Origin of the sequence: Citrobacter sp. wls710, from assembly GCF_005281115.1 — a bacterium.
Classification (GTDB): Bacteria; Pseudomonadota; Gammaproteobacteria; order Enterobacterales; family Enterobacteriaceae; genus Citrobacter; species Citrobacter werkmanii.
In genome coordinates this window covers 135,333-159,006 of sequence record NZ_SZXD01000058.1, presented here as the reverse complement: position 1 = coordinate 159,006, position 23,674 = coordinate 135,333, and the positions used below count along the sequence as shown (strand labels likewise).

At 49.2% G+C, this 23,674-nt stretch carries 21 protein-coding genes; 12 read left to right on the top strand and 9 right to left on the bottom strand.

What is annotated here, in order from left to right:
* Positions 1 to 8 precede the first annotated feature (8 nt).
* Positions 9 to 1,241, bottom strand: coding sequence for a GGDEF domain-containing protein (locus FDX14_RS22265; protein ID WP_079224040.1), 1,233 nt, complete (start codon positions 1,239 to 1,241; stop codon positions 9 to 11).
* A 700-nt stretch (positions 1,242 to 1,941) separates the two neighbouring features.
* Between FDX14_RS22265 and FDX14_RS22260 the strand changes: the two genes are divergently transcribed.
* From FDX14_RS22260 to dbpA, 4 genes are all read left to right on the top strand, one after another.
* Positions 1,942 to 3,051 (top strand): methyl-accepting chemotaxis protein, encoded by a 1,110-nt coding sequence (locus FDX14_RS22260; protein WP_137350301.1) that lies wholly within the window; start codon positions 1,942 to 1,944, stop codon positions 3,049 to 3,051.
* Between the two features lie 156 nt (positions 3,052 to 3,207).
* Positions 3,208 to 4,191 carry a zinc transporter ZntB gene (gene zntB / locus FDX14_RS22255; protein ID WP_042308182.1) on the top strand — a complete coding sequence of 328 codons (984 nt, stop codon included), beginning with the start codon at positions 3,208 to 3,210 and terminating at the stop codon, positions 4,189 to 4,191.
* Between the two features lie 274 nt (positions 4,192 to 4,465).
* On the top strand, positions 4,466 to 4,648 hold the full coding sequence (gene ynaL / locus FDX14_RS22250) for a proline-rich small protein YnaL (RefSeq protein WP_072014740.1): 183 nt from the start codon (positions 4,466 to 4,468) through the stop codon (positions 4,646 to 4,648).
* Positions 4,649 to 4,676: 28 nt separating this feature from the next.
* Entirely contained in the window at positions 4,677 to 6,050 is a 1,374-nt protein-coding gene (dbpA, locus tag FDX14_RS22245; RefSeq protein ID WP_042308184.1) for an ATP-dependent RNA helicase DbpA, read from the top strand.
* Between the two features lie 48 nt (positions 6,051 to 6,098).
* Here the strand turns inward: dbpA and ttcA are convergent, their stop codons facing one another.
* From ttcA to nifJ, 5 genes are all read right to left on the bottom strand, one after another.
* Entirely contained in the window at positions 6,099 to 7,034 is a 936-nt protein-coding gene (gene ttcA, locus FDX14_RS22240; RefSeq protein ID WP_042308186.1) for a tRNA 2-thiocytidine(32) synthetase TtcA, read from the bottom strand.
* 197 nt (positions 7,035 to 7,231) lie between these two features.
* Complete coding sequence (gene uspF, locus FDX14_RS22235; protein ID WP_006684401.1) at positions 7,232 to 7,666, bottom strand: universal stress protein UspF; 435 nt, start codon at positions 7,664 to 7,666, stop codon at positions 7,232 to 7,234.
* A gap of 81 nt (positions 7,667 to 7,747) precedes the next feature.
* Complete coding sequence (locus tag FDX14_RS22230) at positions 7,748 to 7,960, bottom strand: KTSC domain-containing protein (protein ID WP_069324961.1); 213 nt, start codon at positions 7,958 to 7,960, stop codon at positions 7,748 to 7,750.
* Between the two features lie 118 nt (positions 7,961 to 8,078).
* Complete coding sequence (gene ompC / locus FDX14_RS22225) at positions 8,079 to 9,194, bottom strand: porin OmpC (protein WP_137350268.1); 1,116 nt, start codon at positions 9,192 to 9,194, stop codon at positions 8,079 to 8,081.
* Between the two features lie 367 nt (positions 9,195 to 9,561).
* Positions 9,562 to 13,086 (bottom strand): pyruvate:ferredoxin (flavodoxin) oxidoreductase, encoded by a 3,525-nt coding sequence (nifJ, locus tag FDX14_RS22220; protein WP_137350267.1) that lies wholly within the window; start codon positions 13,084 to 13,086, stop codon positions 9,562 to 9,564.
* 274 nt (positions 13,087 to 13,360) lie between these two features.
* Here nifJ and FDX14_RS22215 point away from each other — a divergent pair, with 274 nt between their 5' ends.
* Entirely contained in the window at positions 13,361 to 13,627 is a 267-nt protein-coding gene (locus FDX14_RS22215; RefSeq protein ID WP_003833199.1) for a putative hemolysin, read from the top strand.
* 13 nt (positions 13,628 to 13,640) lie between these two features.
* On the opposite strand, the gene hslJ is transcribed toward FDX14_RS22215, so the two are convergent.
* The 3 genes from hslJ to FDX14_RS22200 form a co-directional block, all read right to left on the bottom strand.
* Positions 13,641 to 14,060, bottom strand: coding sequence for a heat shock protein HslJ (hslJ, locus tag FDX14_RS22210; RefSeq protein ID WP_137350266.1), 420 nt, complete (start codon positions 14,058 to 14,060; stop codon positions 13,641 to 13,643).
* Positions 14,061 to 14,171: 111 nt separating this feature from the next.
* Positions 14,172 to 15,161, bottom strand: a complete 990-nt coding sequence (locus FDX14_RS22205) for a 2-hydroxyacid dehydrogenase (protein WP_079224047.1) — start codon at positions 15,159 to 15,161, stop codon at positions 14,172 to 14,174.
* 474 nt (positions 15,162 to 15,635) lie between these two features.
* Entirely contained in the window at positions 15,636 to 16,742 is a 1,107-nt protein-coding gene (locus tag FDX14_RS22200; RefSeq protein ID WP_137350265.1) for an alpha/beta hydrolase, read from the bottom strand.
* A gap of 358 nt (positions 16,743 to 17,100) precedes the next feature.
* Between FDX14_RS22200 and FDX14_RS22195 the strand changes: the two genes are divergently transcribed.
* The 7 genes from FDX14_RS22195 (at position 17,101) to FDX14_RS22165 (ending at position 23,618) form a co-directional block, all read left to right on the top strand.
* Positions 17,101 to 18,009 carry a hypothetical protein gene (locus tag FDX14_RS22195; protein ID WP_061381273.1) on the top strand — a complete coding sequence of 303 codons (909 nt, stop codon included), beginning with the start codon at positions 17,101 to 17,103 and terminating at the stop codon, positions 18,007 to 18,009.
* A 39-nt stretch (positions 18,010 to 18,048) separates the two neighbouring features.
* A complete protein-coding gene (locus FDX14_RS22190) occupies positions 18,049 to 19,428 on the top strand; it encodes a DUF2272 domain-containing protein (RefSeq protein ID WP_137350264.1) in 1,380 nt (459 codons plus the stop codon).
* Positions 19,429 to 19,431: 3 nt separating this feature from the next.
* Positions 19,432 to 19,884 carry a hypothetical protein gene (locus FDX14_RS22185; RefSeq protein ID WP_137350263.1) on the top strand — a complete coding sequence of 151 codons (453 nt, stop codon included), beginning with the start codon at positions 19,432 to 19,434 and terminating at the stop codon, positions 19,882 to 19,884.
* Positions 19,885 to 19,894: 10 nt separating this feature from the next.
* On the top strand, positions 19,895 to 20,230 hold the full coding sequence (locus FDX14_RS22180; protein WP_042308203.1) for a hypothetical protein: 336 nt from the start codon (positions 19,895 to 19,897) through the stop codon (positions 20,228 to 20,230).
* 229 nt (positions 20,231 to 20,459) lie between these two features.
* Complete coding sequence (locus tag FDX14_RS22175; RefSeq protein WP_137350262.1) at positions 20,460 to 23,099, top strand: YdbH family protein; 2,640 nt, start codon at positions 20,460 to 20,462, stop codon at positions 23,097 to 23,099.
* Positions 23,096 to 23,287 (top strand): YnbE family lipoprotein, encoded by a 192-nt coding sequence (locus FDX14_RS22170; RefSeq protein ID WP_042308207.1) that lies wholly within the window; start codon positions 23,096 to 23,098, stop codon positions 23,285 to 23,287. Before FDX14_RS22175 ends, FDX14_RS22170 begins: the two co-directional genes overlap by 4 nt.
* A gap of 7 nt (positions 23,288 to 23,294) precedes the next feature.
* A complete protein-coding gene (locus FDX14_RS22165) occupies positions 23,295 to 23,618 on the top strand; it encodes a YdbL family probable chaperone protein (protein ID WP_042308209.1) in 324 nt (107 codons plus the stop codon).
* The last annotated feature ends 56 nt before the right edge of the window (positions 23,619 to 23,674 follow it).

Below are 23,674 nucleotides of genomic sequence, written 5' to 3'. Positions count from 1 at the left end.
CATAAACATCAGGCGGCCAGCACCCGGTTCCGCCCTTCGTTTTTGGCTTTGTACAGCGCGTCGTCAACGCGTTTGAATAGCTCATCGATGCTTTCATTCGTTTCGTGCCGCGCAACGCCGATGCTGACGGTAAAGCGGGGAAGGCCAGGGAGCGTCACCTTGGCCACCGCCGCGCGTATTACTTCTGCGAGATTAAGGGCAACCTCCAGTGAGGTTCGTGGCAGAAGGAGCACAAATTCTTCACCTCCCCAGCGAAAAATCAGGTCGTCCTTTCTTGCACAGGACTCCAGCGTTCGTGCCAGAGCGCAAAGCACATCGTCACCTCTTAAATGACCGAAGAGATCGTTAATGCTTTTAAAGCGATCGGTGTCGATTAACAGCAGGCTGTAGTCCTGCGTTAATGACATCGCGTGCGTCTGTTGCGGTTCGGTTACCTGATAAAAATGTCGGCGGTTCAGTAATCCGGTCAGGGCATCACGCAGGGCCGCTTGTTCAAGTTCCTGCTCCAGCCTTTTTTGTTCGGTAATGTCATGAATGATGCACAGCATGAGCTTATTGCCATAGATTTCTATCGGCCCGGCATAAGTTTGTACGTGACGTGAGGAACCATCAGCAAGCTTATGAACAAAATGCAAGGGCTTATGGCCGCCGGGCAGATGGGCGATTTCATGCATCACCGGTAGGATATGACGGCCCAGCATGTTGATTTCCCATGTATGTTTCTGGCACATCACATCATGGCTGTAACCATAAAAATTCAGGGCACTGAGATTCGCATCGACGATCAAACCATCTCGAGATGGATCGATAAGTAACATCGGCGCGGAATTAGTCTGGAAGAAGCGCGCGTAAAATCCCTGCTTGTTTCGCTGATAGTTCGCAGAACGACTGGCTTTCAGTCCCTGCGCGGTCGGTGTTTCAATGCCTTCGAAAACGATGATATCGCCAATATCCGGGAGCGAGTTAATGGACAGGCGGCTGGCCATCGCAGTTTCCTCACCGTTGCGATAAACCGTGAGAATTTCCACAATATAGTGATGATTTTTCAAGTCGCTGAGATACATGGTTAAATCATTTTGTGCATATGTTGAGAATATGCCTTTTCGCAGTGGAGAAAAACAGGGATCCTGCATTAGCTCCCGTGCAACGGCATTTGCGAACACAAGTTCTTCGGTATGTGGTGAAACTATCCAAACCGGAAGAGTTAATAAATCCAATGAATGCAGCGCGGTTATATTCATCGATAATCCCGTTATCTTATCTGCTGTGTTGCCCATTTAATGGCGAATTTTTTATATTACCGTCTCATAATGTTTTGATTGTCGGTGAGACAAGGGGGTACAACTGGTTTTTTTTGATGTTGGTTGCAATTCATGGTACTGGCTATGCCAATAATAGTAGACACTATTTTGGCATGTTTACCGTTATCGCTAAAATATACTTTCAATTTTTAATTCTAGTGCCAGACGCGGTTTCAACATCAATATATTTGAATGAATGGGGCTGGAATCATCAACAAAAATGGTGATCCCCATACATTGGGTCACGCCACCAGATAATCGCCAGAAGGCAGCTCAATGTCAGCCAGAGATCGCCACCTTGACTGTACTCATATTTTTACACTGTGTATTAGTTAGAACCACAAAATATTAAGAATGCTGCAATAGTGCTTATATATGTATTCATGATAATTATAACTCTGTACGTTTTACATTCGCTGCGTGCTCACCATCACAATAATCTGATAACAAACCTGGCCATCACCTTTGGTGGAGTAAATCACTGGATTAAGGCAAATAAATAGCGCCATTGTGTGCTTTAAGTAAAAAGGTTATCGACTCTTATTGAATATTCACTTTTCGTATCCGGGCTATGGCAATTTATATGGCAGGTGCTATAAAAAATAATATTCTCCTCGTTTTCTTGGTAAACAGGGCTAAAATGTTAAATGATATTAGCGTCAGGACCTTTATTGTTTTATTTTTGGTGATTACGGCAGTGGCTCTCAATGTGGTGGAAATAATACTTTCAGCCAGCGTTGATGTTATTATTGGTACCAACTTAGTAAGCTTTATTTCTATAGTATGTCTGTGGGGGTATATGACCAAATATCTGGTAATGCCGATTAATACGGTTAAAAGAAGTATTGAAGAGGTTACATCCGGGAATCTGGCGATCAGCATTCCAGAATTTGGTAATAACTGCGCGGGTAGACTTATTCCGGGCATCAATAGCTTATCCAGTAATATTTCAACACTTGTGAATGAGATAAGGATATCTTCACAAACGGCGATGGCGCTCTCAGAACAGCTTGCAGAACGTAGCGCCGAGCTTTCAGTGAAAACAGAACAGCAATCCGGAGCATTAATGCAGACGGCTGCCAACATGGATGAGATCGCGGTGAATACGCGAAACAATGCTGATAACACGCAAATAGCCAGCGCCCAGGCGACAATTGCTACGCAGTGCGCCCGACAGGGGGGCGAATTAATGGTGCAGGTGGCGACAAATATGCGATCAATCACCGAATGCGCGGAACAGATGACTGAAATTATTACGCTGATAGATGGTATCGCATTCCAGACAAATATTCTGGCATTGAATGCAGCTGTGGAAGCGGCGAGGGCCGGGGAACATGGCAAAGGGTTTTCCGTGGTGGCCGGTGAGGTAAGAAAGCTGGCGCACCGTAGCGCAGATGCAGCTAAAAATATTAAACAGCTGATTGCCCAGACTCATCAAAATGTTCAGCAAGGCGCGGCTATCGTACGCGAAGCAGAAAAAAATATGCAGGATATCGTCGGGGGCGCCGGGCAATTAAGCCAGTTAATGGGCGAGATATTAACAACTACCCAGGAACAGGAGAAAGGGATCATCAGGATCACGCATGCTCTGGCCGAACTGGAGAACGTAACGCAAAGTAATGCCGTTATGGTGGATGAGCTTTCTGATTCCTCTGGCATCCTGAAAAACCAGGTTATTGATCTCCAGTCCCGGACCCATCAATTTCGCTTAAGTAAGACACTTGAGCCCGCAATACACCAGCGAGCATAACAGGCTCTCTCTCACCACAAGCGTCGCATTCGTCGACGCTTTTTCTGTTATCGGATACTTTTATGAATCATTTCAGCGCAATGGGACAATGAGATATTGCTTAACCTATTCTGACGGCTAGACTATCGAAAAAAGCTGAATGTTTGTGGAGGCGTTGTGGAAGCCATTAAGGGAACGGATGTTAATGTGCCAGATGCCGTGTTTGCTTGGCTGCTGGATGGCCGTGGTGGGGTGAAACCGCTGGAAAATAACGATGTTATCGACGCTCAGCATCCCTGCTGGCTGCATCTTAATTATACCCATTCTGAAAGTGCGCAATGGCTGGCGACCACGCCTCTGCTTCCTAATAATGTGCGTGATGCGCTGGCGGGTGAAAGTACGCGTCCACGCGTAAGCAGAGTCGGGGAAGGTACGTTGATCACGCTGCGCTGTATTAATGGCAGCACCGACGAGCGACCTGATCAGCTGGTCGCTATGCGCCTATATATGGATGAACGTCTGATTGTCTCAACGCGCCAGCGCAAAGTACTGGCACTGGATGATGTGGTCAGCGATCTCCAGGAAGGTACAGGGCCGGCTGACTGCGGTAGCTGGCTGGTGGATGTCTGCGATGCGTTAACCGATCATGCCAGCGAGTTTATCGAGCAACTGCACGACAAGATTATAGACCTGGAAGATAACCTGCTCGATCAGCAAATCCCCCCACGCGGATTCCTGGCATTACTGCGCAAGCAACTGATTGTGATGCGCCGCTATATGGCGCCTCAGCGGGATGTCTATGCGCGCCTGGCGAGTGAGCGTTTAGCCTGGATGACCGACGATCATCGGCGACGGATGCAGGATATCGCCGACAGGCTGGGAAGAGGGCTGGATGAGATAGACGCCTGTATCGCCCGGACCGGTATCATGGCGGACGAAATTGCGCAGGTTATGCAGGAGTCTCTGGCGCGCCGCACCTATACAATGTCCTTGATGGCGATGGTTTTTCTACCCAGTACATTTTTAACCGGGCTATTTGGCGTTAACCTCGGTGGTATCCCCGGCGGAGGCTGGCAGTTTGGCTTCTCACTTTTCTGTATTCTGTTAGTGGTCCTGATTGGTGGTGTTACTTTATGGTTGCATCGTAGTAAATGGTTGTAACAACAACATTTTTTAGCGACTTTTGCGCATGAAAACGGGCAGGTTTTTGAGCGAAGTCAATAAACCATCTACCTATTCGGGGCAATATCTCACTCGCAGGTGAATGCAACGTCAAGCGATGGGCGTTGCGCTCCATATTGTCTTACTTCCTTTTTTGAATTACTGCATAGCACAATTGATTCGTACGACGCCGACTTAGATTAGTCGGCTTTTTTTTGCCTGCAGGAAATCAGCGTCTACCCTAAAAGAGTCAACCTGATGACTGGAGGGCTATATGACCTGTCTGATTGCAATGCTACAGCGGCAAGTACTAAACGCTGATTCGCTACCCACCGACCCGGTTCCTGTTCCCGATCCGCTACCTCGTCCGCAGCCTATGCCGGATCCGCCCCCGGATGAAGAGCCGATTAAATTGTCGCATCGCGAGCGCAGATCTGCGAGGATACGCGCCTGCTGAATGTGAGTTTTTACCGCGAGATTAAATTGTGACCGCTTTTTCGACCCTGAATGTTTTACCTGCCGCCCAACTCGAGAACCTCAACGAGCTGGGCTACCTTGAAATGACGCCTGTTCAGGCTGCTGCGTTACCGGCAATCCTGGCGGGGAGAGATGTTCGCGTGCAGGCTAAAACCGGCAGTGGCAAAACGGCTGCTTTTGGTCTTGGATTGTTGCAGCATATTGATGCCGCGCTGTTTCAGACGCAGTCTCTGGTGCTGTGCCCAACGCGTGAGCTTGCCGACCAGGTGGCAGGGGAACTGCGTCGTTTAGCGCGCTTTCTGCCAAATACCAAGATCTTAACCCTGTGCGGCGGGCAGCCCTTTGGCGCACAGCGTGACTCCCTACAACATGCGCCACATATTATTGTCGCCACGCCTGGGCGTTTACTTGACCACCTGCAAAAGGGCACCGTTTCTCTGGACGCTCTGAATACGCTGGTGATGGATGAAGCCGACCGCATGCTGGATATGGGCTTTAGCGATGCGATTGATGAGGTGATTCGCTTTGCACCAGCGTCACGTCAGACGTTACTGTTTTCTGCGACCTGGCCGGAGGCGATTGCCGCCATCAGCGGTCGGGTACAGAAAGATCCGCTCACGATCGAAATTGATACGGTGGATGCGCTGCCGGCGATTGAACAGCAATTTTTTGAAACGTCCAGCCACGGTAAAATCCCGCTACTGCAAAAATTGCTCAGTCAGCATCAGCCCGCATCCTGCGTGGTTTTTTGTAATACCAAAAAAGATTGCCAGGCCGTTTGCGACGCACTGAATGCGGCAGGGCAAAGCGCACTCTCGTTGCATGGTGATCTTGAACAGCGCGATCGCGATCAGACGCTGGTACGTTTTGCCAACGGTAGCGCACGTGTACTGGTTGCTACCGATGTGGCCGCGCGTGGTCTGGATATCAAGTCGTTGGAACTGGTGGTTAACTTCGAGCTGGCGTGGGATCCTGAAGTCCATGTCCATCGTATTGGACGTACTGCTCGCGCTGGTAACAGCGGTCTGGCGATTAGTTTCTGCGCGCCGGAAGAAGCGCAACGTGCCAATATCCTGGCTGAAATGCTGCAACTCAAACTGAACTGGTTGCCTGCGCCAGGCAATGGTTCAATCCTGCCGCTGGAAGCTGAGATGGCTACGTTGTGCATTGATGGCGGTAAAAAGGCTAAAATGCGTCCCGGCGATGTTCTCGGCGCTCTGACCGGCGACATTGGTCTGGATGGGGCTGATATCGGCAAAATCGCCGTCCATCCGGCGCATGTCTATGTCGCAGTACGCCAGACTGTGGCGCATAAGGCATGGAAAAAATTGCAAAACGGAAAGATTAAAGGCAAGACCTGCCGCGTTCGTTTATTGAAATAAATGCGCGTTGGAGCGCCCGATGGCGCTCCGCTTATCTGGCATGATAAGTTACTTCACTTCCACAACGTTCAGGCGCAACTCATCCAGTTGGGTATCATCCTCTTCTGGCTGCCAGCCCGCGGGTTGCAGCGGGATCTCTTCGCGGTCAAACGCTAAATCACCACCGTCCACAACTTCTGAGCCGTGTTTAATGCCTTTAAAATCGAACAGATTGATATCACTCAAATGAGAAGGTACAACGTTCTGCATTGCGCTGAACATGGTTTCAATGCGGCCTGGATAGCGTTTGTCCCAGTCGCGTAGCATGTCGGCGATGACCTGACGTTGCAGGTTAGGCTGTGAGCCACACAGGTTACACGGAATAATCGGGAAACCTTTCGCTTCAGAGAAACGCTCAATATCTTTCTCACGGCAGTAGGCCAGTGGACGGATCACGATGTGCTTACCATCATCACTCATCAGCTTCGGCGGCATACCTTTCATTTTCCCGCCGTAGAACATGTTTAAAAACAGTGTTTGCAGGATGTCATCACGATGGTGGCCGAGCGCAATCTTGGTGGCGCCTAACTCGGTTGCCGTGCGGTACAGAATGCCGCGACGCAGGCGAGAGCAGAGCGAGCAGGTCGTTTTACCTTCAGGAATTTTATCTTTGACGATCCCGTAGGTATTTTCTTCGACGATTTTATACTCAACGCCCAACTGTTGCAGATACTCCGGCAGAATATGCTCCGGGAAGCCAGGTTGTTTCTGATCGAGGTTAACCGCAACTAAGGAAAAACTGATCGGCGCGCTTTGCTGCAAATTACGCAGGATCTCCAGCATGGTATAGCTGTCTTTCCCTCCGGAAAGGCACACCATAATGCGATCGCCGTCTTCGATCATATTGAAGTCGGCAATCGCTTCGCCCACGTTGCGACGCAGACGTTTTTGCAATTTGTTCAGGTTGTATTGTTCTTTCTTGCTAATATCTTGATTTTGCGACATTTAATAGAGGCTCAATTCATATTGTGGCATCAGAAGAGTATGCATCACGCCGGATAGTCCGGCAAAAGAAGTCTGATATAAAAACTGTGGCGTGTATGGTACGGATAAGCGGGAAAAATGTCAGCACATTTAGGACAGGAATCGTGGGGTATGAAGGGGAAAACAAAAAGCCCGCCACGATGTGCGGGCCAGACAGCTTAGCGGACAACCAGAACTGAACACTCCGCATGACGCACCACGGCTGCGGCGTTAGAACCCAGCAGGTAAGTGGTGATGTCAGGTCGGTGAGAAGCGATAATGACCATATCAGCCGGTAATTTTTTAGCCATCTCCAGAATTTTATCTTTCGGCGCACCTTCCGCGACATGAACGTGCACTCTGTCCGTTGGGATATTGAACTTCTTGATAATCTCTTCCAGTTGAGATTTCGCTTCGGCTTTCAGATCGTCCATGGCCGGCAACTCTGCCGAGTAGGCCAGTCCCAGGGAAGCATAATAGGGCAGTGACGGAATAACGGTCAAAAAATGGACCTGCGCATCGTCAATTTTTGCTTCTGCTTCAACATGGGCAATAACGCGTTGAGTTAATTCTGAGTCTGAAATATCGATGGGTACAAGAATCGTTCTGTTCATAAAACCTCCTGTTTAAGTATCCATCTAAAGCTTACCGCGTAATGGCACTTTATGTACAATGACAAAGATCACATTTTGGCATCACTTTATTTTGATTTCAGGGAATTTTCCTTTTATTACCCCATCATAAAATCGACCTTTAGAGACGACGCTCAGGAAATCACGAAAAATACGGGCAGGCACATGCTGGTATTGCAGCGTAGACAATTGATGAAAGCGAATTTCAAGCGTGCAGGAGGATTCGTCATAACCGACGGATGCAATACGGGATGATTTTACAGGGTGATGATTCATTGCAGGTATCCTCTACTACAGGTCTTTATGCAATATATCATCTATCAGGGATGTGTTTTGAAGCAACAGATATAATGTTTTGATCTGGATAAACCGCCGTTGCCGGCGGGCTGACGAATCAGAACTGGTATACCATACCCAGAGCTACAACGTCATCGGTAGAGATGTTGTTACGAGTGTAGAAGCTGTCATCTTCGTCCAGCAGGTTGATTTTGTAATCAACATAGGTGGACATGTTTTTGTTGAAGTAGTAAGTCGCACCTACGTCAGCATATTTCACCAGGTCTTTGTCGCCGTCGGTAGAGTTCAGGTCTTTACCTTTAGACATCAGGAAAGATACTGCCGGACGCAGACCAAAGTCGAACTGGTACTGTGCAGTGACTTCGAAGTTCTGCGTTTTGTTGGCTACACCGCTGTCGCCGTACGGAGTCATGTTACGGGTTTCGGAGTACATAGTTGCCAGGTAGATATTGTTGGCGTCGTATTTCAGGCCGGTAGTCCACGCGTCAGCCTTGTCGCCGCCTGCATTGTAGGAATTGATCTGCTCGTTAGTACGATCAGAAGAAGTATAGGCGGCACCGAAGCTTACGCCCATACCCAGATCGTAGGTAGAGGAGATACCGAAACCGTCCCCATTGTCGTAACGTGCATCGCCATCTTTGCGGTTATTAGTACCTACGTTATCATCGTTAAGGCTTTGGTTTTCGTTTTTACCCTGATACTGCAACGCAAAGTTCAGACCGTCCACCAGCCCGAAGAAGTCGGTGTTACGGTAGGTTGCAACACCGTTTGCACGGCCGGTCATGAAGTTATCTGACTGAGTGTAAGAGTCACCGCCGAATTCTGGCAGCATATCGGTCCAGCCTTCAACGTCGTACAGTACGCCGTAGTTACGACCGTAGTCGAATGAACCGTAGTCGCCGAATTTCAGACCGGCAAAGGCCAGACGCGTAAAGCTGTTGCCATGATCGCTTTCTGTAGTGTTAGCATTAACCTGATATTCCCACTGACCGAAACCAACCAACTGGTCGTTGATCTGGGTTTCGCCTTTGAAGCCCAGACGCATATAAGTCTGATCGCCATCTTTAGAAGAGTCGTCAGAGAAGTAATGCAGGCCGTCTACTTTGCCATAGAGATCTAATTTGTTGCCGTCTTTATTATAAACTTCAGCAGCGTGAGCCGCGCCTGCAGCCAGCAGGGCAGGAATTACGAGAGCCAGTACTTTTCTGTTCATTGAAATAATCCTTTAGTTTTTTTATTTAACCTGTGACTACCCATGTTGGGAGTAAAAGCATGCTAAAGGAGAAGTTCCGTAAAGAGATAAATATGAATTGTTACGTCTTAAGTAAAACCTTAAATAAATAATTCCACAGAAACAGTGATAATTTCAATGAATGTGTTTATTAAAAATATATAAAATAAAAATTATACAAGTGAATTTTGTTGAGCTATTCTGCGCGTGTTATATGCCTTTATTGTCACGTTTTATTTTTTCGTTGACGTATTGATAGCCAATATTAATTAGCCAGCGAATAAATTGACAAGCCCGAACAACTGTTCGGGCTTTTTTTTCGTTCCACTTTAACGCTGAACTAAGCGTATTACTCGGTTCCGCTCTTTTCCGCCTTACCTGCCAGTTGCGCCAGGAAATCGTAGCGTTTTTGCAGATCGGCTGTTGCATCTTTCCACAGCTGTTCAGCCACTTCAGGCTGTTGGGCATTTAAGCGGCGGAAGCGCTGCTCGTTAAGTAAAGTTTCAGCCAGTGCATCTGACGGCGGGCGAGAATCCAGCGCCAACGGCAGTTTACCTTCGTCAGCACGACGCGGATCAAAGCGATACAGCGGCCAGAATCCGGTTGCCGTGAGCTGACGCATCTGATCGTGGCTCAACGCGAGATCATAACCATGCTCCTCGCAAGGGCTATACGCGATAATCAGCGACGGCCCCGGATAGGATTCCGCTTCCTGAATAGCTTTCACCGTCTGGTTCAACTGGGCACCCAGGGAAATCTGCGCGACATAAACATGCCCGTACATCATCATACTGACACCAAGATCTTTACGAGCCTTACGTTTGCCGTGCTCCCCAAATTTAGTGACAGCCCCAAGAGGCGTGGCTTTTGATGCTTGTCCGCCCGTGTTGGAGTAACACTGGGTATCCAGCACCAGAATATTGACGTTCTCGGTCAGACTCAGGACGTGATCCAGCCCGCCGAAGCCAATATCGTAGGCCCAGCCATCACCGCCAATCAGCCAGATGGATTTCTCAACCAGCGCGTCGGCATCGGTTAACAACTGCTGTGCGCCTTCGACATCTTTCAGGTGCTGGCGCAGGGCCGCTACTTGCTCACGACGAACCTCCGGCGTGGCTTCTGCATGCAGCGCATCATTCAGTTCAGCCGGGATGTTATCGGCAAACTGCTCCAGCAGACGCATAACGCGCACTCGGTGTTGATCCACCGTCAGACGGAAGCCCAGGCCAAACTCGGCGTTATCTTCAAACAGCGAGTTTGCCCATGCTGGCCCACGCCCATTGGCGTCTGTGGTGTAGGGCGTTGAGGGCAGGTTACCGCCATAAATTGATGAACACCCGGTGGCATTCGCAATCAACATCCGGTCACCGTACAGCTGAGTGAGTAGTTTGATATACGGCGTTTCACCGCAGCCAGAGCAGGCACCGGAATATTCAAATAACGGCGTAATCAGCTGCGAGGTGCGAATATCAATACGTTCCAGTTTGGTGCGATCAATTTCCGGCAGATCGAGGAAGAAGTCATAGTTAACTTTTTCTTCTTCAACATGCTCAAGGCGCGACATCATATTGATGGCCTTGATTTCTGGATTTTGACGATCTTTCGCCGGGCACACTTCGACGCACAGATTACAACCGGTGCAATCCTCTGGCGCGACCTGCAGAACATATTTCTGACCACGCATATCGCGTGATTTCACATCCAGAGAGTGCAGGCTGGCAGGGGCGTTTTCCATCGCTTCTGGGGAAACCACTTTGGCGCGGATTGCCGAGTGCGGGCAAGCGGCAACGCAGTGGTTACATTGCGTACACAGCTCTTCTTTCCAGATGGGGATCTCTTCGGCGATATTACGTTTTTCCCAACGCGTGGTGCCCATTGGCCAGGTACCGTCTGGCGGCAGCGCGGAAACGGGAAGCGCATCACCCAGACCGGCGAGCATTGCTGCGGTGACGGTTTTCACGAAATCTGGTGCGGCATCAGAAACCACCGGTGGGCGGTTGGCGCTATGCGGATCAACCGGCTGCAGGGCTACTTCGGCGACGGATTCACGCGCCAGAGCCAATGCCTGCCAGTTACGTTCGACCAGATCCTGTCCTTTACTGCTGTAGCTTTTCGCAATCGCACCCTGCAATTCGATCAACGCGCTGTCGCCGGGTAAGATTTGCGTCAGGTGGAAGAACGCCATTTGCATCACGGTGTTTATACGCGCCGCCAGACCACACTCACGGGCGATTTTGGCCGCATTAATGACGTAGAAACGGGCTTTCTTTTGATTCAGTACAGCCTGAACTTCCTGCGGCAAACGCGACCAGACTTCATCCACGTTATACGGGGTATTAAGCAGGAAGATACCACCTGGTTTCAGGCGCTCGGCCATTTGATACTTATCGATAAATTGCAACTGGTGGCAGCCGACAAAATCGGCTTGTGAAACCAGATACGCTGAGCGAATGGGATGTTCGCTGACGCGCAGGTGGGAAACGGTCAGGCCGCCTGCTTTTTTCGAGTCATAGACGAAATAACCCTGCGCATACCACGGCGTAGAGTTACCGATAATCTTGATATTGTTTTTGGTGGCCGACACGCTGCCATCGCTACCCAGGCCGTAAAACAGCGCTTCGAGCTTAGCGGTGCCGGGCAGGGTGTTTTCTGGCAAAGGCAATGACAGGTTGGTGACATCATCATAGATACCGACCGTGAAGCGTGGTTTTGGTTTCGCGCTATTCAGCTCATTAAAGACCGCCATGACGCAGTCGGGTCCAAACTCTTTGGACGAAAGACCATAGCGTCCGCCAATCACACGCGGTAAGGTTTCTCGTTCACCACAGTTAAACGCTTCCGCCAGCGCGGTCATGACATCCAGGTATAATGGTTCTGCCTGCGCGCCGGGTTCTTTGGTGCGATCCAGAACGGCGATGCTCCGTACGGTTTCCGGTAGGGCGCGCAGCAAATGTCTGGCAGAGAATGGGCGGAACAGGCGCACTTTCAGCACGCCAACTTTCTCGCCGCGAGCCAGCAGTTCTTCGACGACTTCTTCACAGGTGCCAATCGCCGAGCCCATCAAAATAATGACGCGTTCTGCCTGCGGATGGCCGTAATATTCAAATGGCTGGTACTGGCGACCCGTTGCTGCGGCGAAGTCGTTCATCGCCTGTTCTACATGATCGTAAACCGCGTTGTACCACGGGTTGGTCGCTTCGCGTGACTGGAAGTAGGTGTCCGGATTCGCTGATGTACCGCGGATAACCGGATGCTCTGGATTTAGCGCCCGAGCGCGGTGAGCATCGATCTCCGCCTGAGGCATCAGTCCGAGGATCGTGTCATCGGCCAGCGGCACAATTTTGTTGATCTCATGCGATGTACGGAAACCATCAAAGAAATGAATAAACGGGACCCGGCTTTTGAGGGTGGCCATTTGCGAAATTAGCGCAAAGTCCTGTGCTTCCTGAACACTGCTGGCGCACAGCATCGCGCATCCCGTTTGACGTACCGCCATCACGTCGGAATGATCGCCAAAGATCGATAACGCGTGAGTCGCAATCGTACGTGCCGCAACGTGCAGTACAAACGGGGTCAACTGACCGGCCAGTTTGTACAGCGTTGGGATCATCAGCAGCAGGCCCTGCGATGAAGTAAACGACGTAGAGAGCGCACCGGTCTGCAACGCGCCGTGAACGGTCGCTATAGCACCGCCTTCTGACTGCATTTCTACGACGCGAGGAGTATCCCCCCATACGTTTTTAAGCCCGTTCCCGGCCCAGGCATCCGCCTGTTCAGCCATCGTCGAACTGGGCGTAATCGGGTAGATGGCGATAACTTCGCTGGTACGAAATGCGACCGAAGCAACCGCACCATTACCGTCAATTGTTTGCATACTGACACCCTTACATTGCGCAAAAAGAGGGACTCGCGTAACAGCGGCGAATCCTGTAATTATCCTTCTATTTTAGCAAAAGCCATTCAGGCGCATTTTCGCTTTTGTGTCCCTGGAATAAAGAGAATGAATGGTTTGATCAAAGGAGCAGGCAAAAAATTGCCAGAAAATGTAAACAGCGCGCATAAATGCGTGGTTTGCCTCTCGACGGCAGTGTGTCTGCTGCCTATTATTTATGGCTGTGTCGTTTGGTTAATATTCAGAGGGGAGTAAGATGCGCGCAGCGTTTTGGGTAGGGTGTGCCGCGTTATTATTATCGGCGTGTAGCAGTGAACCTGTTCAGCAGGCAACTGCAGCACATGTTGCACCGGGCATGAAGGCAGCAATGTCCAGTTCCGGAGAGGCAAATTGCGCCATGATTGGTGGTTCGCTCTCTGTGGCCCGTCAACTGGATGGCTCAGCCATCGGGATGTGTGCGCTACCCAACGGCAAACGCTGTAGTGAACAGTCGCTTGCCGCCGGAAGCTGCGGGAGCTATTGAGCCACCTCGTTTATTACATTAAATCCGCAAGTTTATACGTCAGCGTTTGTTCTGCCGTCGCCAGTGTCAACTGGTCAGCAGTCAAATCGACCTGTGCGCCTTGCTTAAACATTTCGCTGACGATGCCGTCGAGCGCGTTAAGCTGTGGATCGGCGCACATCATGCGAGTCATCGCCATATTTTTCACTTTCAACTCGCCGTCGGACAGCTTGCCCTGGCCGTGGAATTGATTACACATCTTTCCCGATACCGTCATGTTTTCGCCAAAACTCAATTCGGGTGGGTTGTTGGCGACGGTAACAGCTTTACCATTCACGCTCTGCAAAACGAAACGGTGATGCTGTAACTGGTCGCGATTGACGGAAACTTTTCCACTGCTCACACAGCCGGCCATCAGCGTGCTGAGGGCAATTAACGTGACAACTTTCTTCATTAAAATTCTCTAAGTTCGTGACCGGAATACATTTAATATAATAATGATACTGACTATTTTATCATCGGCAATTATCTGAAAATGCCCCCCTAAAGCCAGGGGGCACAAGGATTAGAAGAGGGCGTTTGGACAGGTTTCGCCTTTGGCGATTTGTTTCAGATTTTGCAGAGTCGTTTCAGAAATGCTGGTCAGCGCTTCGGCGGTCAGAAACGCCTGATGCCCGGTAAATAGCACGTTATGACAGGCTGACAGACGGCGGAACACGTCATCCTGAATCACATCATTGGATTTATCTTCAAAGAACAGATCGCGTTCGTTTTCATATACATCCATACCCAGTGAACCAATTTTCTGGTTTTTCAGAGCATCGATAGCCGCTTGTGAATCGATCAGCGCCCCACGACTGGTGTTAATAACCATCACGCCGTTTTTCATTTGCTCAAAGGCTTCCTGGTTGAGCAGATGATAATTCTCCGGCGTTAACGGGCAGTGCAGGGAGATAACATCGGACTCCGCAAACAGCGTTTTAAGATCGACATATTCCACGCCTAATTCCAGAGCAGCGGCACTTGGGTAGGGATCGAACGCCAGCAGGCGCATACCAAAACCTTTCAGGATCCGCAGCGCAGCAATACCGATTTTACCGGTACCAATCACCCCAGCCGTTTTGCCATACATGGTAAAGCCGGTCAGCCCTTCAAGAGAGAAGTTGGCATCACGGGTACGTTGATACGCGCGATGAATACGGCGGTTCAGGGTCATCATCATGCCAATCGCATGCTCAGCGACGGCTTCAGGCGAATAGGCCGGGACGCGTACCACCTGCAGACCCAGCTCTTTTGCCGCGTCGAGATCGACGTTATTGAACCCGGCACAGCGCAGGGCGATATATTTCACACCCAGCTTTTTCAGTTCTTCCAGAACCGGTCGGCTGCCATCGTCGTTGACGAAGATGCATACCGCTTCGCAACCATGGGCTGTTTTAGCTGTTTTCTCCGTCAACAGAAAGTCAAAAAATTCAAGTTCAAAACCAAAAGCCTCGTTAACCTGCTGCAGATACTTTTTGTCGTACTGTTTTGTACTATAGATGGCGAGTTTCATAAGACTTTCTCCAGTGATTTTGACGTCACATTAGTTCAATTCAAATTATTTTACAAAATCTAAAAAGTTATTGATAGTCATAGAAGTAATGAATAATTTTAGAGTATCTCTTCTTAATGTGGTCACATTGCTGGATTTAAACCACTTTACTCAGCATAGGGTGATGGCGGAGTAGATACACACTCTTTAGCTGAGTAGTATGAAATTTCAGCGTGGGCAGGCAAAATGCCGTGAGCAGAGGGATTAGGGACAGACGAAAGTGAGGTACATTCACATTCTTCCTTGGGGGATGTCTTAACATAACTAGAAATATAGCAAATACATAAGGTTAAATGTGGGTCGACATGAGTGTTAGCTTTTACCTGGCCGTTCCTGACTATAGACATTTGTACTGATAGTAGACTCTTGTCTCCAGGAGTCTACTATCGCCGAACAAAGTATATTTGTGTTATTCAGAAGGCCTGAATTCGCTATCTATTCATTGATTTTCCAGTATTGCCCAGCTTCAATGTAGCTTAGCCCGATGCGTTGGGATGCTCGCTTGTTATCATTAATAAGATAAAAAATATCTGAAAGCACAGAACGTTCTTCGCTTGGGTAACTATGGCCTATAAAGCTAGTATCAACGCTGGTTGCGTCAATCGATTCTATTCCAGGATAATAAATCAAACCAGTAGACGAATCACCCGCTCGCGGATAACGGTGTATCGCCTGGGATGCGGCTAACGCCTTATCTGTTGATGAAGCATACAAAGTAACAGGCTCTCCTTTTGCCACCAATGCAGGGGCAATGTCTCGTTTGAAAACATCGGCATCTATGTCAGGAGCAGTTAGAATGACCTCTTTTATACGATTTCGATAATCTGGATTTGTATTCAATACATCAATAACCGCCCGCGATAAAATTCTATTACCCATACTGTGGGCTATCAGGTAAATATTTTTTGAATCAGATTTCTCAAGAAAATCGATAAGGAAATGTTTTAGGTTGGTTTGTGTCCACTCAGCATTTTGCTCATCAATGGTATAAGCAGAGGTTCTGGCTTGTGAAGGCCAACTATAAAAAACAGGGACCATATCGATGTTTAAATCATAGTATATTTGAGCTGTTTTTCTGGCTGCCTCGGCGAATGAAACATTATACCCATGAACAAAAATGAAGGTCTTTTTCTCTGGTGTATTGCTTACTGTAGACACAAGGTAATTGAAAAAATCATTTTTAGCTAAAGGCGTTACACCAAGTAAGGCTACGTGTTTTTTAGGGTCTTCTTTGAACTCAAGTTTTAAAAATGAAGGTTGTTCAGTTACTCCTATAATGTGGTGTCGAGGAATGCTAACTTCACAGAATCCATAGGAGATTGAGGCTCGATTGATTCCATATGATTGGTTGGGTGGTGCGCCGCTGTTCTGATTTCTATCGGTGGCATACAAAACCTTGACAATGGCATAATCTGGTTTTTGAGCTGAAATATCTATTTCATTGCTGCTGGATGCCATACTGGTAACACCAGTGTTGGACGTGCTGCAACCACTTAGTATAGCGATAAAAATACTGAAAGCTATGTATTTTAATGTTTTCATTTTACTTGGCCTTGCTTCAAATTTGGTTAGAGCGCCTTTACCTTTATTGATGTTTTTCTGAATATTGCCGACTAAAATTAAGTGGGGGTAATTAATATTTACGTGTTTTCGCAGGGGATAGCATTAATAAAATGGTTTTAATTTGGACTGGCAGGATAATAATATTTTATTAGTGGCTGTTTATTAGATGACGCATGTAGTTAGGCAAAGAGTATGCGACTTCTGATTGATACCTCGCGAGTAATTACTACGAACTTCTTACCGAATACTCACTGTTTCTGACTCATATTTTCAGGAAGCAACTAGCATGGTTTCTGCGGTCGGTTGATCAAACGCTCTTCACTATGAGGGAGACAGCATGTTTGGACTTGAAACGCTTGATATATTAATTGGGATGATGACTGTGTATTTCATTTTTGGGATAGCGTGTACCGCGATTGTTGAAACTATTTCTGCGTGGGCCTGTATTCGTAGTCAAAATCTTGAAGTGGCGCTGAACGAGTTCCTTTCAGGCGAGTTGGCGCAAAATCAGCAATTTATTACTCAGTTTTTTGAACATCCGTTAATTCAGTCCCTAAGTAAAGGAAACCAGGGGCGTCCTTCCTATATTCCCCCAGACATTGTCGCGCAAGTCGTGGAGGCGTTAGTTGTCAGCAAAAGTGCGATGGCAACGCTCTCCGCTGGAGTAAACGCGCTGCCGGGAAATGCCAAAAATAACCGGATCAAAGGCATCCTCGAAACAGTGGTGGCGCAGACGGGCAATAACGCGGCCACGTTTCGCAACGCGGTTGCAAAACAGTTTGATGCGGTAATGGATCGCGCCTCGGGTTGGTACAAACGAAAAATGCAGACCATCACGTTGATTGTCGCCACCGTTTTGGTTCTGGGGGGAAATATTGACAGCCTCAATCTTGCGACGGTGCTGGCCTCCAATCCTGAGGTTCGAGAAAAAATGGTGGCGATCGCGCAGCAGGAAGTCAATGAGGCGAAAAATCAGGCTCAGGACGAGGACCGTATCGCGACAGCTGAAGGTAAATATAAACACGCGATTGCCGTTATGCAGTCTGCAGGTTTCGAACTGGGCTGGAAAGGATGGCCTCAAGGGGCTGCGGAATGGCTGGCAAAAGTGATGGGACTGCTGGTGACTATTTTCGCCGTCTCACTTGGCGGACCTTTCTGGTTCGATATTCTTCAACGGGTTATGCAAGTCCGTTCCACAGGCCCAAAACCCGCAGAGCAGGGTAAATCCGACAGCATGAAAAAGTAAGTGAAGTGTAATGATTAACTATCAATAGAGAGGGGCATCATGATACTTACGCCAGCACAGAAAAGTCTCTGTGAACGAGTCCTGAATGCGTTTGAAACCGGCTCGGCCGAAGGTGATTACTCGGCTATCGCGATATTCCATGATGGCCCTCACGGGATCAGGCAGATCACTTACGGTCGTTCACAAACTACGGAATACAGCAAATTGCAGGATCTGGTGACCCGTTACGTTAATGAAAATGGGCGATTCAGTGCCGATCTTGCTCCGTTTGTTCCAAAGATAGGTAATATCGCACTGGTTGACAATGAACCGTTTAAAGACTTATTACGACGAGCAGGGCGCGATGATCCGATAATGAAATCGGTACAGGATCGGTTCTTTGATGAGCGCTACTATCTGCCTGCGCTGAAATGGGCACAGGACTTTGGTTTTAAAGATGCGCTTTCACTTCTGGTCATCTATGACTCATTTGTTCATAGCGGCGCTATTTTGACGTTCTTGCGCGCCCAGTTTCGTGAAGTGCCTCCAGCCAGTGGGGGTGATGAACATACCTGGATTTCCCAGTATGTTGAAGTGAGAAATTCATGGTTAGCCAACCATAGCAACCCCGAACTTCATCCTACCGTTTATCGTACAAAATGTTTGCGATTTGAAATAGATCGCGGCAACTGGGATCTTTCACAGGTCCCCATTAATGCCAACGGTATACTCGTCGGGCCATCACCTGATATATCAATCACTCAGACGTCGCTACCTCCGGTGGAACAACCCAGCGTTCCGTATTTTGGCGAGGAAACACTCGTCTCTGGTTTTGCAGATAACGCCGCGTCGATCGCAACTGACGAGTGGCTGTTTTTTGGCGAGCAGCGCTACAACCGCAATGGTGGCCTTCTTCATTCCGGACACAAAGAGGGTGAGGATGGCTGGTGGCAACGTGTTGGCCTGTATTGGGCAAAAATCGGGCGGGACGATCTGGACGGGCGAGATCATGACTGGCCGTGGTCGGCGGCGTTTATTTCATGGGCCATGCGTCAGGCTGGCGCGGGGGAGCGTTTTTCCTACTCCGCTTCGCATGCGACGTACATCAGCAAATCGATTCGCGACAGAAATCAGGGCAATGCCAAAGCGTTGTACTGGGGATACAGGCTGAATGAGCATAAACCGCAGGTGGGGGATTTAGTCTGTTGGGACAGAGATCCCGACAAAGTCGTTGATTACGATCATCAGCATCTGGGCAACTACAGTAGTCACACCGACTTAGTTGTTTCCGTTGGCACTAATGAGATTGAAATTATTGGCGGTAATGTTGGTAATTCGGTGACGCGACGCCCGTTGGCGCTCACCGCCGACGGGTTCCTTGCCAGCGATGTACAAGGAGGGGAAACGCTGTTTGCCATCATGGGGTATCGCGGAGAGTGAAAAATGAAACGATCTAATATAGTGCTTAATTCCGCTGCCCGGATGATGTTGTGCACTTTCCTTTTACTGAGTGGGTGTGCCTTATTCGTTTCACACTACGATGCAGGAGCGTACCAGAACTTCACAAATTTGAAGGCGTTCCACCTTAAATTTCTCGAAGATAATACAGCTAAACCCGGGAATACCTTTGATGAAACTAAGGTAAAGGCTACCTGCGATACCGGGGACCTCAAGTTCCGTGAAGCGACTGAATATGCTGCAGGCAAGCATGATGACTCACGTGTACGGGCTATTCATTACCTCGATAATGTCTTTGAGAGTGATTGCCGAATGGCGATGAAGGATAAAAAGTTATTTAGCGTCGCCTATGTGAACGAAAAAATCGATGTAGTTAAGTTGAACTACGATCTGGCCATTCGGGGAGAAACTTCCCGCGTGGGGTCTGTTGTAAAATAGGGGATGAAAAATGTCAGATATTGATGATGCCATGAATGCGATTAAAAATGAGGTTGCTGAATCCATTAAAGAACAACTGAAAGCGCTCTTGCTCTCAGCTGCAAAAGATACGAATGAGGTAATAAACGATACCGGTAAGAAAGTTGCATACTGGCTGCGTCTTCGTGGGCAGGGAAAACTGAGTGACAGTGAACTGGAGGCGTTGCTCTACGCCAGAGATCAACTACTGCGACAATATAAAAACACGGTGGCAATTACAGCAAGAGCTCAGGTTGAGAAGATTGCTATTTCGCTGGTTAATATTGTGCTCGACAAATTATTGGGCATTGCCTTTCACCAGAAATGAGGCACGGCATAGGGCGAACAGGGAAAAAAATGGTCGGTTTTCTGCGTTACTGACGGATATGGTACAGGAGTACCTCCCTGAGAGACCACTATTTTTTATTATCCACAACCTATAAATATTACATATATTTCAATGGCATCTATTCTTAAGGTGGGCATGTTTAGTTAAACATGCCACAATACAGGCCTAAACCGGCTTAAATTTTGCTAAATCAGGATATTAACTACCCATGAAGGGTAAATATAAAGCCGTTCTGGCACTCCTTTTATTATTGATTCTCGTGCCGCTGACGCTGGTGATGACGCTTGGTTTGTGGGTCCCGACCCTGGTGGGCGTCTGGTTACCTGTGGGGACACGTATCGCGCTGGATGAGAGTCCACGGCTGACACGGCATGGGCTGCATATCCCGGAACTCCGCTATCTGGTCGATGATTGCCCGCTGGCGCGCATTACTCAGGCGGACCTGTCCCATCCCAGCCGCTGGTTGCTCAATGTCGGGACAATTGAGCTGGATTCCGCTTGCCTGGCCAAATTACCGCAGACAGAAGCGTCTCCGGTAGCACCCAAAACGCTGGCTGAATGGCAATCGATGCTGCCCAATACCTGGATTAACATCGACAAACTTATTCTTTCTCCCTGGCAGGAATGGCAGGGGAAACTGTCGCTTTCGCTAGCGCCCGCTACTCAGCAACTGCGCTACCAGGGTGAAAAGGTTAAATTCCAGGGGCGTCTGCATGGGCAAAATCTCACGGTAAATGAGCTGGATGTCGCTGCATTTGAAGGACAACCGCCGGTAAAACTGGTCGGTGAATTTACTATGCCGCTGGTTCCGGATGGGTTACCAGTGAGCGGTCATGCCGTTGCGACGCTGAGCTTGCCGCAGGAACCCACGCTTGTGGATGCCGAACTGGAGTGGCAAGAAAACAGCGGACAACTGATCGTCATGGCGCGGGATAGTGCCGATCCACTGCTCGATCTTCCGTGGGAAATAACCCGCCAGCAGTTGACCATCAGCGATGGTCGTTGGAACTGGCCTTATCAGGGATTCCCGCTAAGCGGGCGGCTGGGCATGAAAGTTGAAAACTGGCAGGCAGGGCTGGAAAACGCCGTGGTGAGCGGGCGTCTGAACATTCTGACGCAAGGCGATGCCGGTAAAGGAAATGCCGTTTTAACGCTGGGGCCAGGTAAGTTGGGTATCGATAATAACGAGATGCCGTTACAGCTGATCGGCGAAGCGAAACAGGGCGATCTGATCTTCTACGCAAAATTACCCGCCAAACTCACCGGCAGCCTGAACGATCCGCAACTGGCGTTTGAGCCTGGGGCGCTGTTGCGTTCGCGGGGGCGGGTAATTGATTCGCTGGATATTGACGAGATTCGTTGGCCGTTGGCGGGCGTAAAGGTAACACAACGCGGGGTGGATGGCCGTCTACAGGCTATTTTGCGTGCGCATGAAAACCAGATGGGGGGCTTTGAACTGCATCTGGATGGTCTGGCAAATGATTTTCTTCCTGATGCCGGTCGTTGGCAATGGCGCTACTGGGGCGAAGGCAGCTTTACGCCGATGCATGCTCGCTGGGACGTGGCGGGTAAGGGGGAATGGCATGACAACACGCTGAAGCTCTTTGATCTCTCCACCGGATTTGATCACCTGCAATACGGCACCATGACGGTGGAAAATCCACGCCTGGTAATGGATGAGCCGATCGTCTGGGTACGGGACGCGACCAAACCGACGTTTAGCGGCGCACTATCACTGGACGCAGGAAAAACCGTCTTCACCGGCGGAAGCGTCTTACCTCCCTCAACGCTAAAGTTCAGCGTGGAAGGCAGCGACCCGACGATTTTCCAGTTCAAGGGCCAGCTTCACGCGGGTGCGATTGGCCCCGTACAGCTAAATGGTCGTTGGGACGGGATCCGTCTGCGCGGGCAGGCCTGGTGGCCAAAACAATCACTCACCGTGTTCCAGCCGCTGATCCCGCCTGACTGGAAAATGAAACTGCGTGAAGGTGATCTCTATGCGCAGGTCGCATTCTCGGCCGCGCCGGAACAGGGCTTTGAAGCAGGCGGTCATGGGGTATTAAAAGGCGGTAGCGCCTGGATGCCTGATAACCAAATTAATGGCGTCGATTTTATCTTGCCGTTTCGGTTTAGCGAAGGTGCATGGCAACTAGGTACGCGTGGGCCTGTTTCACTGCGTATTGCGGAAGTCGTGAATCAGGTGACGGTGAAAAATATTACTGCCGATCTGCAGGGCGCGTACCCCTGGAGTGAAGGCAATCCATTACTGCTGAGCGATGTCAGCGCCGAACTGCTGGGAGGCAAAGTCATCATGCAGCAACTGCGGATGCCACAGCACGACCCAGCCTTATTAAGGGTGCAGAATATCTCCTCCAGCGAGCTTATTAGCGCGGTTAACCCCAAGCAATTCGCCATGTCGGGTCCGGTCAGTGGCGCGTTGCCATTATGGTTAGATAACGAAAAGTGGATCATCAAAGACGGCTGGTTAACCAACCCAGGTCCAATGACGCTGCGCATTGATAAAGACACGGCGGATGCCGTCGTTAAAGATAATATGGCGGCTGGCGCGGCAATTAACTGGCTGCGCTATATGGAAATAACCCATTCCTGGACGAAAATAAACCTGGATAACCTGGGCGTCTTAACGATGCAGGCAACCGTTACTGGCAATAGTCGAGTCGATGGCAAAGTGGGTACGGTTAATTTGAATTACACCCATGAGGAAAACATCTTTACGCTATGGCGCAGTTTGCGTTTTGGTGACAATTTACAGGCATGGCTTGAGCAAAATGCAGCGCTGCCGGAAACCCATTGCCTGGAAGGCAAGGAATGTGAGGAACAACAATGAAAACGATAGCCGCCATGCTGAGTTTGCTGGCTTCATCTCTGGTGGTAGGTTGTACCCCAAGAATCGAAGTGGCTGCGCCAAAAGAGCCGATCACGATTAATATGAACGTCAAAATTGAGCATGAAATCCATATCAAAGTTGATAAAGACGTTGAGAGCTTATTGAAATCGCGCAGCGATCTGTTCTGAGGTAATGATGAAAAAACAGCTTGCAGCGATCCTGGTGGCGCTGAGTTTTATCACCAGCAATGCGTGGGCGTTGACCCTGAATGAAGCCAGAACCCAGGGGCGGGTGGGGGAAACACTTAATGGTTATCTGGTGGCATTACAAACCGATGCTGAAACGCAGGCGCTGGTGAGTGAGATTAATAAGGCGCGAAGCGCCAGTTATCAGCAGCTGGCTGAGAGCAATAATATTCCGCCAGACGAAGTGGCAAAAATGGCCGGGCAGAAGTTAGTTGCTCGCGCTAAACCGGGGGAGTATGTGCAAGGTATAAACGGTAAGTGGTTGAAAAAATAATGGATTGTTGTTTATAAAATCCGATTTTCAATTGACTCGCTAAAAAGTAATAGGCG

Coding starts and splice junctions, on each gene's coding strand:
- FDX14_RS22265 (WP_079224040.1), bottom strand. CDS start 1,241: ATGAATATAACCGCGCTGCATTCATTGGATTTATTAACTCTTCCGGTT.
- FDX14_RS22260 (WP_137350301.1), top strand. CDS start 1,942: ATGTTAAATGATATTAGCGTCAGGACCTTTATTGTTTTATTTTTGGTG.
- ynaL (WP_072014740.1), top strand. CDS start 4,466: ATGACCTGTCTGATTGCAATGCTACAGCGGCAAGTACTAAACGCTGAT.
- ttcA (WP_042308186.1), bottom strand. CDS start 7,034: ATGTCGCAAAATCAAGATATTAGCAAGAAAGAACAATACAACCTGAAC.
- uspF (WP_006684401.1), bottom strand. CDS start 7,666: ATGAACAGAACGATTCTTGTACCCATCGATATTTCAGACTCAGAATTA.
- FDX14_RS22230 (WP_069324961.1), bottom strand. CDS start 7,960: ATGAATCATCACCCTGTAAAATCATCCCGTATTGCATCCGTCGGTTAT.
- ompC (WP_137350268.1), bottom strand. CDS start 9,194: ATGAACAGAAAAGTACTGGCTCTCGTAATTCCTGCCCTGCTGGCTGCA.
- nifJ (WP_137350267.1), bottom strand. CDS start 13,086: ATGCAAACAATTGACGGTAATGGTGCGGTTGCTTCGGTCGCATTTCGT.
- FDX14_RS22215 (WP_003833199.1), top strand. CDS start 13,361: ATGCGCGCAGCGTTTTGGGTAGGGTGTGCCGCGTTATTATTATCGGCG.
- hslJ (WP_137350266.1), bottom strand. CDS start 14,060: ATGAAGAAAGTTGTCACGTTAATTGCCCTCAGCACGCTGATGGCCGGC.
- FDX14_RS22205 (WP_079224047.1), bottom strand. CDS start 15,161: ATGAAACTCGCCATCTATAGTACAAAACAGTACGACAAAAAGTATCTG.
- FDX14_RS22200 (WP_137350265.1), bottom strand. CDS start 16,742: ATGAAAACATTAAAATACATAGCTTTCAGTATTTTTATCGCTATACTA.
- FDX14_RS22195 (WP_061381273.1), top strand. CDS start 17,101: ATGTTTGGACTTGAAACGCTTGATATATTAATTGGGATGATGACTGTG.
- FDX14_RS22190 (WP_137350264.1), top strand. CDS start 18,049: ATGATACTTACGCCAGCACAGAAAAGTCTCTGTGAACGAGTCCTGAAT.
- FDX14_RS22185 (WP_137350263.1), top strand. CDS start 19,432: ATGAAACGATCTAATATAGTGCTTAATTCCGCTGCCCGGATGATGTTG.
- FDX14_RS22180 (WP_042308203.1), top strand. CDS start 19,895: ATGTCAGATATTGATGATGCCATGAATGCGATTAAAAATGAGGTTGCT.
- FDX14_RS22175 (WP_137350262.1), top strand. CDS start 20,460: ATGAAGGGTAAATATAAAGCCGTTCTGGCACTCCTTTTATTATTGATT.
- FDX14_RS22170 (WP_042308207.1), top strand. CDS start 23,096: ATGAAAACGATAGCCGCCATGCTGAGTTTGCTGGCTTCATCTCTGGTG.
- FDX14_RS22165 (WP_042308209.1), top strand. CDS start 23,295: ATGAAAAAACAGCTTGCAGCGATCCTGGTGGCGCTGAGTTTTATCACC.